Origin of the sequence: Methylobacterium guangdongense (assembly GCF_038442355.1) — a bacterium.
GTDB lineage: Bacteria > Pseudomonadota > Alphaproteobacteria > Rhizobiales > Beijerinckiaceae > Methylobacterium > Methylobacterium guangdongense.
Genome location: NZ_JBBXMX010000003.1, coordinates 162228 through 173371 on the forward strand (window position 1 = coordinate 162228; position 11144 = coordinate 173371).

At 68.6% G+C, this 11144-nt stretch carries 10 protein-coding genes; 7 read left to right on the plus strand and 3 right to left on the minus strand.

Features of this window, described 5'->3' with window-relative positions; all coding sequences use genetic code 11:
• Positions 1-68 precede the first annotated feature (68 nt).
• On the minus strand, positions 69-989 hold the full coding sequence (locus AAHG09_RS07855) for an extensin-like domain-containing protein (RefSeq protein ID WP_342106477.1): 921 nt from the start codon (positions 987-989) through the stop codon (positions 69-71).
• 174 nt (positions 990-1163) lie between these two features.
• Here AAHG09_RS07855 and AAHG09_RS07860 point away from each other — a divergent pair, with 174 nt between their 5' ends.
• Positions 1164-3239, plus strand: a complete 2076-nt coding sequence (locus AAHG09_RS07860; protein WP_342106478.1) for a M3 family metallopeptidase — start codon at positions 1164-1166, stop codon at positions 3237-3239.
• Between the two features lie 83 nt (positions 3240-3322).
• A complete protein-coding gene (locus AAHG09_RS07865; RefSeq protein WP_342106479.1) occupies positions 3323-4225 on the plus strand; it encodes a hypothetical protein in 903 nt (300 codons plus the stop codon).
• Between the two features lie 12 nt (positions 4226-4237).
• On the opposite strand, the gene AAHG09_RS07870 is transcribed toward AAHG09_RS07865, so the two are convergent.
• Both AAHG09_RS07870 and AAHG09_RS07875 read right to left on the minus strand, forming a co-directional pair.
• Positions 4238-4456: a hypothetical protein gene (locus AAHG09_RS07870; protein WP_342106480.1), complete on the minus strand. Its 219-nt coding sequence runs from the start codon at positions 4454-4456 to the stop codon at positions 4238-4240.
• Between the two features lie 277 nt (positions 4457-4733).
• The gene (locus AAHG09_RS07875) at positions 4734-5183 is read right to left on the minus strand and encodes a DUF2267 domain-containing protein (protein WP_342106820.1); all 450 of its coding nucleotides are present in this window, start codon (positions 5181-5183) and stop codon (positions 4734-4736) included.
• A 110-nt stretch (positions 5184-5293) separates the two neighbouring features.
• On the opposite strand from AAHG09_RS07875, the gene poxB reads away from it, so the two are divergent.
• The 5 genes from poxB to AAHG09_RS07900 all read left to right on the plus strand — a co-directional run bounded on the left by poxB (position 5294) and on the right by AAHG09_RS07900 (position 10922).
• Complete coding sequence (poxB, locus tag AAHG09_RS07880) at positions 5294-7024, plus strand: ubiquinone-dependent pyruvate dehydrogenase (RefSeq protein ID WP_342106482.1); 1731 nt, start codon at positions 5294-5296, stop codon at positions 7022-7024.
• 65 nt (positions 7025-7089) lie between these two features.
• Positions 7090-7833 (plus strand): (Fe-S)-binding protein, encoded by a 744-nt coding sequence (locus tag AAHG09_RS07885; RefSeq protein WP_342106485.1) that lies wholly within the window; start codon positions 7090-7092, stop codon positions 7831-7833.
• The gene (locus tag AAHG09_RS07890) at positions 7830-9401 is read left to right on the plus strand and encodes a lactate utilization protein B (protein ID WP_342106486.1); all 1572 of its coding nucleotides are present in this window, start codon (positions 7830-7832) and stop codon (positions 9399-9401) included. Before AAHG09_RS07885 ends, AAHG09_RS07890 begins: the two co-directional genes overlap by 4 nt.
• Entirely contained in the window at positions 9398-9991 is a 594-nt protein-coding gene (locus AAHG09_RS07895; RefSeq protein ID WP_342106487.1) for a LutC/YkgG family protein, read from the plus strand. The genes AAHG09_RS07890 and AAHG09_RS07895 overlap by 4 nt, the downstream gene beginning before the upstream one ends.
• 70 nt (positions 9992-10061) lie before the next feature.
• On the plus strand, positions 10062-10922 hold the full coding sequence (locus tag AAHG09_RS07900) for a transglutaminase-like domain-containing protein (RefSeq protein WP_342106488.1): 861 nt from the start codon (positions 10062-10064) through the stop codon (positions 10920-10922).
• The last annotated feature ends 222 nt before the right edge of the window (positions 10923-11144 follow it).

Sequence of the window (11144 nt, forward strand, 5' to 3'; positions counted from 1 at the left end):
CGTTGTCTCCGGAAGCGAGGGCGCCCCGCCCGCAGAAATGCCGGGTCTGCCCGAACGTTCCACCGACCCTATTCACAGAGCCGGTGGCCGCCGGTCCGCTCCCGTTCGTCGAGGTGAAAGTGGTTGGCGTGGGCCGCGTTCGTGCCCGGCCCCAGCACCGTTCGGAAGAAGCCGCAGGCCTTGGCCCGGACGGCGTCGAGGAACTGGGCCTCGTCGGACCCGTCCGGCATCGCCTTCACGGGGATGCTGGCACGGCCCGCGAAGGTGAAGGCCATCACGTCGACGGCGTTGGCGAAGGCGTGCTCGCTCAGCTTGGCATCGACGTCGTGGTTCTGGCCGCGGCAGACATAGGTGCCGCCGAGTTCGAGGCCGGTCAGCCCGTGCTTGAGCGTCTTGTCGGCCTCCACCTGAACTTCGGTGACCCAGCGCGCCAGCGCCTCGGCGGTCCGGCAGGTGAGCGTCGCGCCCTGCGGCAGCGCGATGCCGTCGGCGAGCCGCGCGACCTTGAGGGGCAGCGGCGCCGTACACTGGCCTTCGGCGATCGGAGACAGGGGCTCGAAATCGGCCCCGAGCCGCTTCAGGCGGGTGCGGCAGGCGGTATCGTCGGGCGGCGCGACCTTGAGCTTCAACGCCGCATCGCCGGAGAGTTCCGGCGGCCGCCCGGGCGGGGTCGGCGGGGGCACGGGAATCTCGGGCTTGCCGGCATCGGCGGGCTTCTCGGCCGCCGGCGCCTCGGCGGCCTCCTTGGGCTTGGCGGCGGGCGGCGTCAGCTCGGCTGGGCGGGCCGGCGGAATCGGCGGTGTCGGCAGGGCCTCCGGACCCGGCGGTTTCAGCGCATCGGGCCGCTCCGGCGGGAGCGGCGGCGGCACCGGGACGGTGGCCGGCGGGGCCTCCGCGGCCTGGCTGACGGCAGCCGACAGTGCGAGGGCGAGGGCGCCGCGCGTCAGGAGTGTCGACACGCGGCGGATTGATGGACGTCGTCCCGGCATGGGGCCTCGAAGCGTGGGCGTTGGCTCACAGAAACGAGCGAGGGCCCATTCGGATCACCGACATGGTTGACGGATCGCTCGAACCGGATTCTCTCTGCCGGATCGTATGCGCGGTCCACTCGCCGATTTGCCGTGACGACGGCCCGCGCCACCAGGATCGACTCTGAGGATTGAATGCCGGACGCCGTTGAAGCCGGGCTGCCCAGCCTGCCGCAGGACAATCCCTTCCACGAGGCGGGCTGGACCACGCCGTACGGGATCCCTCCCTTCGAGCAGATCCGGCCGGAACATTACCGCCCAGCCTTCGAGGCAGCGCTCGCCGCCCATGCCGCCGAGATCGAGGCCATCGCGGCCGAGGCGGCGCCCGCGACCTTCGCCAACACCGTGGTGGCCATGGAACGGGCCGGGCAGGCCCTCGATCGCGTCGCGGGCGTATTCTACAACCTGACTGGCAGCCACACGAACCCGGACCTGCAGGCGATCGAGCGCGAGATCGGGCCGAAGCTCGCACGCCACGGCAGCGCGATCTACCTGAACCCGCACCTCTGGGCGCGGATCTCGGCGGTCGACGGGGAGGCCGAGGGACTCGGGCCGGAGGAGCGCCGCGTCCTCGACCGCTACCGCATCCGCTTCCGCCGGGCCGGCGCGACGCTCGATCCCGAGGCCAAGGCGCGGATCGCCGAGATCGCGGCCCGGATGTCGGAACTCGGCACCAAGTTCAGCCAGAACCTTTTGGCCGACGAGAGCAGCTTCACGCTTCCCCTGGAGACCGAGGACGACCTCGCCGGGCTGCCGCCGTTCCTAAGGGCCGCTGCGCGCAGTGCTGCGGAGGAACGTGGACTGTCGGGCCACGTCATCACCCTGTCCCGCTCGCTGATCGAGCCGTTCCTCGTCTTCTCGACACGCCGCGACCTGCGCGAGCGCGCCCATGCGGCCTGGACCCGGCGCGGGGAGAATGGCGGCGCGACCGACAATCGCGCGATCGCGGCCGAGATCATCCAGCTGCGTGCCGAGCGCGCCCGCCTGCTGGGCTTCGACAGCTTCGCGCATTTCGCCCTCGACGACACGATGGCGGCAAGCCCCGACGCGGCGACCGCGCTCCTGCGGGACGTCTGGACCCCGGCCCGGGCGCGGGCGGGCGATGAGCGCGACCGGCTTCAGGCGGCAATCCAGGCGGAGGGCTACAACTTCACCCTTCAGGCCCACGATTGGCGTCACTACGCCGAGAAGGTGCGGCGCGCCGAGCACGATCTCGATGAGAGCGAGATCAAGGCTTACCTGCCCCTGGAGCGGATGATCCAGGCCGCCTTCGACACGGCTTCCCGGCTGTTCGGACTGACCTTCGCGGAACTGGCCGACGTGCCGCGCTATCATCCCGACGTGCGGGTCTGGCGGGTCGGCAACCCGGACGGGTCCGAGGTCGGGCTGTTCCTGGGCGACTATTTCGCCCGGGCGAGCAAGCGCTCCGGCGCCTGGATGAGCGCCTTCCGCTCGCAGGAGCGGCTGAACGGCCTGATCACGCCGATCATCGTCAACGTGATGAACTTTGCCAAGGCGCCGGAGGGGGAGAGCACGCTGCTGTCGTTCGACGACGCGCGAACCCTGTTCCACGAGTTCGGCCACGCCCTGCACGGCCTCCTGTCGGACGTGACCTATCCGCTGCTCTCCGGCACCGCGGTGGCCCGGGACTTCGTAGAGCTGCCTTCGCAGCTCTACGAGCACTGGCTGGAGCAGCCGGAGGTGCTCCGAACGCACGCGCGCCATCACCGGACCGGGGAAGCCATGCCGGACGCGCTGCTTCAGAAGCTGCTCGCGGCCCGCACCTTCAACCAGGGCTTCGCCACCGTGGAATACACGGCTTCCGCGATCGTCGACATGACGCTGCATCTGTCGGCCGAGGGCGAGGGGGGGCTCGACGTGCCGGCCTTCGAGGCCGAGGCCTTGCGGCGGATCACCATGCCGGCCGAGATCGGTATGCGGCACCGGACGCCGCACTTCGCCCACATCTTCTCGGGCGATGGCTACGCGGCCGGCTATTACAGCTATCTCTGGTCGGAAGTGCTGGATGCCGACGCGTTCGACGCCTTTCGCGAGGCCGGCGACATCTTCGATCCGGAAACCGCCAAGCGCCTGCGCACCTTCGTGTACGGCGCCGGCAACCTGCGCGATCCGCGCGAGGCCTACACGGCCTTCCGCGGGCGGATGCCGAGCATCGAGCCCCTGCTGAAGAAGCGCGGGCTCGCCGCCTGAGCCGGGACGGCCGGTAAGGGTTTCGTAAACAAACGTCCTTAACGAAGGCTTGCAGCGACGTCCTGCACGCGGAGTTGGGGGCGATGACCAAGACCGAAACCAAGCCGGCCGTCTCGCCGGACGACCTGCTCAAGGCCATTGTGACCGGCCATACGGAACCGGTGTCCGCCGCCAAGGCGCCGGACGCCGCCGCATCGCCGCTCGCGGTGTTGCGCTCCCTGTCGCGGATCGACCGGCGGACCCTCGCCATCCCCGGCGCCTGCCTGGCTTTCGGCGCCCTGCTGGGCGGCAGCGTGATCGCCATGACGCGCTCGTCCGCCCTGTCGAGCGATGCCGTCACGGCGCTGAGCACGACGCTCGATGCCGGCCGGACCGAGACGGCGCGTCTCGGCAGCGATATCGCGCAGCTTCATCAGGTCCTGGCCGATCTGCGCGCCTCCACCGACACCGCCCGCAAGGAGGCTTCGACCCGCAGCAGCGCGCTCGGCGAACGCCTCGCGCAGCTCGACAAGAATCTGACCGCCAAGACCGCGGCGCTCGGCGAACGCCTCGAACAGGTCGAGCGGGAGCAGAACGCCCGGATCGCCGGTCTCACCGCCCAGATCGAGCGCAGGGCCGCAAGTGCCGCGAAGCCCGAGCCGACCCAGACCGGAAGCCTCGCGGAGACCCGCAGCGTCGAGCCGAAGTCGGCGGAGCCCAAAGTCATCGAAGCCAAGATCACTGAGGCGAAGCTCGTCGACGCCAAGCCCGCCGACGTGAAGCCGAAGGCCTCGGCCAGCAGCGACAAGCCCCCGGTGATCGACGCCTGGGCCGTCCGCGAAGTCTACGACGGGATGGCGATCCTGGAAAATCGCCGCCACCGCCTCCTCGAGATCGGGCCGGGTGAGATTCTACCGGGATTCGGTCGCGTGGAGGGCGTCGAGCGTCGCGGGCGGGATTGGGTCGTGGTGACCCGCCAGGGCCTCGTCACGCCGCAGCCCTGGTAGCGGTCCGGCGAGTCAGCGCGACGGGTAGGGCGTCGGCGCCAAGCCGTCCGCGGTGACCGGGAAGCGCGGCTCAAGGGTCATCGGGTCAGCCATCGCGGCGGCACGCTCGGCGCGCTGGCGGCCGTGGCGCAGCGCGCGGGTCTGTGCGGCGCGCGTCGGGTGCAGGATTGCGGCGAGGAGCGCTTGCCCCTCGAATGCGCTGTCCAGATTTTTGGCTTCGAAGACGGGCATGGCCGGCCTGCTGGATTGCGGTCGCGAACGTCGCCGATGGCGTCAATTCCGATCGCACCCCCAATAACGGGGATCGTGGTGACAGGTTCCGTCAAGCTTTCGCCCGGAAACTGTTTTTTCACGATCGTCCAGGCCGACCCCGAATTCTGTGCGGCTTCACACCAGCAGTGCCCCGCGCCGACGCGAATGCCGGCCCCGCATCAGAGCGCGAGTCACGACAAAGACTTAGAGCCGTTTCTGAATGCAGCGCGCTCAGAAACGGTGCGCACAGGTGAGATCAGACGAACTGGTTGAGCCCCGGGATCGAGCCGATGATCGGCCCCATCGCGTCCTCGCCGACCTTCTCGCGACCGAAGGCGAACAGCTCCTGGCCGAGCGGCTGCATCTCGCCCATCGGCACGCCGGCCGCCATCAGCTTCTGGCCGAGCGCCATCACGCCGCCACCGCCCATCATGCCGCCGAGCATGCCCATCAGGCCGCCCCCGCCACCCTCGCCGGCATTGGCTTCGGCGATCAGCGATTCGGATCCCGGCAGCGCCGCCAGAAGCTGGTTCACCTCCGTCTCGGGCCCCTCCTTCTGCAGGAAGGCGAGGATGTGACCGATCGCGGTCTGGGCCGTCGCGGCATCGAGCCCGGTACGGGCGGTCACGCGGGCGAGCAGTTCTTCCATGGTGATGATCTCTTCGGAACGTTTCCAGACGTCCTTCGACTCTGGGGCGTCGGAAATCAAGCGCGCGGGCGGGCTGCCGGGGAAAGACCCCTGCGCGGGCCGGTCCGGGGTGACTTCCGGGACTCGGGTTCCAGATTCCCGACCGAGCCCGAGAGCGGAGCCCGGTCATGCGCATCAGCAACGTCGCCGACATCGTCGCCGAAACCCTGGAGGAGGCAGGCGTCGCCCGCGTCTACGGCGTGGTCGGCGACAGCCTGAATGGAATCACGGAGGCGTTGCGGGCCCGGGGGCGGATCGCGTGGATCCATACCCGGCACGAGGAGGCCGCGGCCTTCGCGGCTGCCGGTGAGGCGCAGGTCACCGGCCGGCTCGCAGTCTGCGCCGGCTCCTGCGGACCGGGCAACCTCCACCTGATCAACGGGCTCTACGACGCGCATCGCAGCCGCACGCCGGTTCTGGCCATCGCCGCCCACATTCCGTCGCCGGAGATCGGCTCGGGCTATTTCCAGGAGACGAAGCCCACCGAGCTGTTCCGCGATTGCAGCCACTATTGCGAACTGATCTCGGATCTGGCGCAGATGCCATTCGTGCTGGAGAACGCGATCCGCGCCGCCGTCGGGGAGGGGGGCGTGGCGGTGATCGTCCTGCCGGGCGACGTGGCCTTGCGCGATGCCCCCAAGCGCGCCCTGGCCCCGCGGGCCGGGTTGATTCCCGCCAAGCCGGTGGTCCGGCCGGCCGATCCCGAACTCGATGCGCTGGCCGCGATGCTCAACGCCGGCAAGCGCGTGACCCTGCTGTGCGGTCGCGGCTGCGCCGGCGCCCATGCCGAACTCCTGCAACTCGCCGAGGCGCTCAAGAGCCCGATCGTCCATGCGCTCGGCGGCAAGGAGTTCGTCGAATTCGACAACCCCTACGACGTCGGCATGACCGGCCTGATCGGCTACGCGTCGGGCTATGCCGCCATGATGGCCTGCGACACCCTGCTGATGCTCGGCACCGGCTTCCCCTACAAGCAGTTCTACCCGCAGGACGCGAAGGTGGCGCAGATCGATTTGCGTCCCACCGAGCTCGGACGGCGCTGCCGGATCGAGCTCGGCCTCGTGGGCGATGTCGGGGCGACGCTCCGGGCGCTGCTGCCGCGGCTCAAGCCCAAGGTTGACCGATCCTTCCTGGATGCCAGCCTGAAGCACTACGCCAAGGCACGCACCGGCCTCGACGAGCTGGCCACGGGCAAGGCCGGCGGGCCGCTGCACCCGCAATACCTCGCCCGCACCATCAGTGAGGCGGCCACGGACGACGCGATCTTCACCGCCGATGTCGGCACGCCCACGATCTGGGCCGCGCGCTACCTCGCGATGAACGGGAAGCGGCGGCTCCTCGGCTCCTGGGTCCACGGCTCGATGGCCAACGCCCTGTCGCACGGCATCGGCGCGCAGGCCTGCCAGCCCGACAGACAGGTGATCGCGCTGTGCGGCGACGGCGGCTTCGCGATGCTGATGGGCGACTTCTTGACGTTGCGGCAGCACCGGCTGCCCTTGAAGGTCGTGGTGTTCAACAACGGCACCCTCGGCTTCGTCGAGCTGGAGATGAAGGCGGCCGGCTACCTTGAGACCGGCGTCGCCCTCGACAACCCAGACTTCGCCGCGATGTCGCGGGCGGCGGGCATCTTCGCCCTGCGGGTCGAGGACCCCGCCGAACTGCCGGGGGCCATGCGCGAGTTCCTCGCCTTCGACGGTCCCTCGCTCCTCGACGTGCGCACCGCCCGCAACGAGCTGTCGATGCCGCCCAAGATCGACGGGCAGCAGGTGAAAGGATTCAGCCTGTATGTCCTGCGCGCCGTGATGGATGGACGCGGTGACGCGGTTCTCGATCTCGCCAAGACCAACCTCATCCGGTAGACCCTGAGGATCAATCTTGAACCGTTCCAGACCAACGGAACGGCGATCCAGGGAGGTGCCGGACCATGCGGGTCGGCCTGTTCGTGCCGTGCTACGTCGACGCCTTCGAGCCGGAGGTCGGCATCGCCACGCTGGAATTGCTTGAGCGGCTCGGCTGCACGGTCGAATATCCGTTCGATCAGACCTGCTGCGGCCAGCCGATGACCAACACCGGCTGCCACGCCGAGGCGGCCGCCACCGAGGCCTTGTTCGTCAAGAACTTTTCGGGCTTCGATTACGTGGTGGCGCCCTCCGGATCCTGTGTCCACCAGGTTCGCGAGCACCTGACGGCGATCCCCCAGACCGACGAGGTCCGCCACGTCCGGTCCAGCACCTACGAGCTGGTGGAGTTCCTGCACGACGTGCTGAAGGTCGAGGCGCTGCCCTGGGCGAGCTTCCCGCACAAGGTCGCCTATCACACCAATTGCAACGCGCTGCGCGGCATTCACCACGCGCGGCCCTCGGAGCTGGTGAAGCCCTACTACTCGAAGCCCCTCGATCTTTTGCGCCTCGTCGACGGCGTCGAGCTTGTCGATCTCGCCCGGCCCGACGAGTGCTGCGGCTTCGGCGGGACCTTCTCGGTGTTCGAGCCCGCCGTCTCGGCCAAGATGGGCTACGACAAGGTCGCCGATCAGAACCGCGCCGGCGCCGAATACGTCGTGTCGGCGGATTCCTCGTGCCTCATGCACCAGAAGGGCTGCGCCGAGCGCCTGGGGCTGCCGCTCAAGTACATCCACATCTCGCAGGTGCTGAACGGAGCCACCGCATGAGCGTCGAGGATCTGAATCCCCGCGAGCGCGAGGGCGTCATCCACCCGGAGGTGCGCGCGCCAAACGATGAGAGCGAGCGCTCGCAGGACGGCGTTCGGCTCCAGCACGCCGAGGCCGCCTCGAAGCCGATCCGCGCCCCGCAGATCCGGGAGCCGCAGCCCCGCGGCGCCAAGATCCGCGGCGACCGGCCGATCAATCAGGCCGAGGCCGCCGAGCGCTTCCTCGCCGCGCCGCTCCATCAGGCGGCCCATGACGAGCGCCTGTGGGATCTGCGCAAGAAGCGCGACGCCTCCGCGCACGGCATCCCGGAGTGGGAGGAGCTGCGCGAGCTCGCCTCGCAGATCAAGACGCATACGCTGAGCCACCTCGATCACTACCTCGAACAGTTCGAGGCCGCCGCGAAGGCCAACGGTGTCCACGTCCACTGGGCGAAGGATGGCGCCGACCACAACCGCATCGTGCTGGAGATCCTGAAGAGCCACGGCGCCAAGACCCTGGTGAAGTCGAAGTCGATGCTCACCGAGGAGTGCGGCTTCCGCCACCACATGGACGCCAACGGGATCGAGGTGATCGAGACCGATCTCGGCGAGCGGATCCAGCAGCTCGACAACGAGGAGCCGAGCCACGTCGTCGCCCCGGCGGTCCACAAGACCCGGATGGACGTGGCCGAGGTCTTCGCAAAGACGCTCGGCACCGACCCCGACAACGACGACGCGCATTACCTCGCCGAGAGCCAGCGCGAGACGACCCGGCCCTACATCCTGAAGGCCGATGCCGGCATGACCGGGTGCAATTTCGCCATCGCGGAGACCGGCTCGGTCGTCACCTGCACCAACGAGGGCAATGCCGACCTCTCCGGCAACGTGCCGCCGCTGCAGATCCACTCGATCGGCATCGAGAAGATCATCCCGAAGGTCGAGCATCTCGGCGTCTTCATCCGGCTGCTGTCGCGCTCCGCGCTCGGCTCGCCGATCACCCAGTACACCTCGCATTTCCGCGCGCCCCGCAGGGGCATCGAGATGCACATGGTGCTGGTCGATAACGGCCGCTCCGAGCGCCTCGGCATGGAAGAGTTCTGGACCTCCCTGAAATGCATCCGCTGCGGCGCCTGCATGAACACCTGCCCGGTCTACCGGCGCTCGGGCGGGCTGTCCTACGGGGCGACCTATTCGGGGCCGATCGGGCTGATCATCGACCCGACCTTCAACAAGCGGAAGTACTCGACCCTGCCGTTCTCTTCCACGATGAACGGCTCCTGCACCAACGTCTGCCCGGTGAAGATCAACATCCACGAGCAGATCTTCGCGTGGCGCAAGGTTTTGGTCGAGGAGCACCAGATCCCGGCGCTCAAGCAGGGCATGATGAAGGCCGCGGGCGCCGTGCTGTCGCGCCCGGCCGCCTATCGGGCGGCGATCGGCGCCGCCGATTCGGCCCTGAAGGTCCTGCCGCGCTTCGCGGTCTACAACCCGCTGAACACCTGGGGGAAGAAGCGCGAGATGCCCGAAGCCCCGCGCCAAAGCTTCCACGCCTGGTACAAGCAGAACCGGATGAAGGGCACGCCGCAATGAGCGCCCGCGACGCGATCCTGGCCGAGATCCGCCGGAACCGGCCTGCGGGCGACTTCCCGCTGCCGGAGGTGCCGCTGTTCGCGCCGCTCATCGGCGACGATCTCGTGGTCGAGTTCGGCGAGCGGCTGAAGCGGATGGGCGGCCGGGTGGCCCATCCTGAAGCCAGCGACATCTTCGCAGCCGTTCGCGAACGGCTGGATGGTGCGAAGGTCGTCGCTTCGGCGGTCCCCGAGCTGACCGGCAACCGCGACCTGCGGGCGGTGCGCTACCCCCAGGAGGTCGAGGATGTCGATGTGGCGGTGGTCCGCGCCGTGTTCGGCATCGCCGAGACGGGCTCGGTGCTGTTCACGCAGGACCAGCTGATCGTGAACGCCGTGGCCTATCTCGCCCAGCACCTCGTCGTGCTGCTCGATCCGGCCGACATCCTGCCCAACGTCCAGGCGGCCTATCGCCGGCCGGAATTCGGTCGCTCGGCCTACGCGGTGCTGCACACCGGCCCCTCGGCCACCGCCGATATCGAGGGCGTGCTGATCCACGGGGCGCAGGGCGTGCGCTCGCTTACAGTGGTGATGCAGCCGAAAACAGCCTGAGCCGGAACCGGCGATCGGGCGCGCCCCTTGCTTGGACGACGGTGAGGTCGTCGTCCGGCAAGGAGATCCGATGCGCTACACGCTTGGTTGCAGCCTGTCCTACAATATCCTCTCGGACACCACCTTCATCTTCAATCTGGAGGTGGCCAGGCTGAAGAGCGTCGAGATCCTGAGCGAGAGCCTGGTCCTGACGCCGAACCTCAAGCGCGACATCTACATCACCCCGGATCTCCAGAACCGTTATCTCGGCCTCAATGTCCCGACGGGCCAGTTCGCCCTGGAATACAATGCCGAAGTCGACCTCACCGTGCACCGGGCCGATCCGGCGAGCATCAGCGAGACGCCGGTCGGGCAACTGCCCCTCGATATCCTGCCCTTCCTGTTGCCGAGCCGGTTCGTCTCCTCGGACCGCCTGACGCCCTTCGCGCTGGCGGAGTTCGGCGCCCTGCCCAAGGGCCATGCCCGCGTGAACCAGATCTGCAACTGGATCCACGATCACATCACCTATCAGCCCGGCACCAGCGACGGGGAGACGACTGCGGACGAGTCGCTGCTGAAGCGCGCCGGCGTCTGCCGCGACTTCGCGCATATCGGCACGGCCTTCTGCCGGGCTTTGGGCATCCCCGCACGATTCGTGAGCTGCTACGCCCACGGCCTCGTGCCGAGCGACTTCCACGCGGTGTTCGAAGCCTATCTCGATGGCCGCTGGTGGCTGTTCGACGCGACGCGGCAGGCCGACCTCGACGGATTGGTGCGAATCGGTGTCGGGCGCGACGCCGCCGAGATCGCGTTCTCGACGCCGTTCGGCAACATGCAGCCGGTGAACCAGCAGGTGCGCATCCAGCGCTCCGACGGGCAGGGCAGCCCCATGCCGCGCACCGTCGACGCGATCTCCACGGAGATCCCCGCACCGCATGCCGGGGCAGCCTGACCGGGCATCCGAGGGCTTTGAGTCCTTGCCGGCCAGGCACCTGAATCGTCTGAAGGCCTGTCGCGTATCCTGCGGCCGGTAGGGGCCGGACGCATCGACGAAATCCGTGCCCCACCCCGCTCATGATCGGGGTGCCCGACTCCGCACATGCTATTTCCGGGCGCCTGACGAGAATAGATAGCCTAGTCCGGCGGATGAATTTATTGTGCTTTGATCACGCTT

Coding starts and splice junctions, on each gene's coding strand:
- AAHG09_RS07860 (WP_342106478.1), top strand. CDS start 1,164: ATGCCGGACGCCGTTGAAGCCGGGCTGCCCAGCCTGCCGCAGGACAAT.
- AAHG09_RS07870 (WP_342106480.1), bottom strand. CDS start 4,456: ATGCCCGTCTTCGAAGCCAAAAATCTGGACAGCGCATTCGAGGGGCAA.
- AAHG09_RS07865 (WP_342106479.1), top strand. CDS start 3,323: ATGACCAAGACCGAAACCAAGCCGGCCGTCTCGCCGGACGACCTGCTC.
- AAHG09_RS07885 (WP_342106485.1), top strand. CDS start 7,090: ATGCGGGTCGGCCTGTTCGTGCCGTGCTACGTCGACGCCTTCGAGCCG.
- AAHG09_RS07900 (WP_342106488.1), top strand. CDS start 10,062: ATGCGCTACACGCTTGGTTGCAGCCTGTCCTACAATATCCTCTCGGAC.
- AAHG09_RS07895 (WP_342106487.1), top strand. CDS start 9,398: ATGAGCGCCCGCGACGCGATCCTGGCCGAGATCCGCCGGAACCGGCCT.
- AAHG09_RS07855 (WP_342106477.1), bottom strand. CDS start 989: ATGCCGGGACGACGTCCATCAATCCGCCGCGTGTCGACACTCCTGACG.
- poxB (WP_342106482.1), top strand. CDS start 5,294: ATGCGCATCAGCAACGTCGCCGACATCGTCGCCGAAACCCTGGAGGAG.
- AAHG09_RS07890 (WP_342106486.1), top strand. CDS start 7,830: ATGAGCGTCGAGGATCTGAATCCCCGCGAGCGCGAGGGCGTCATCCAC.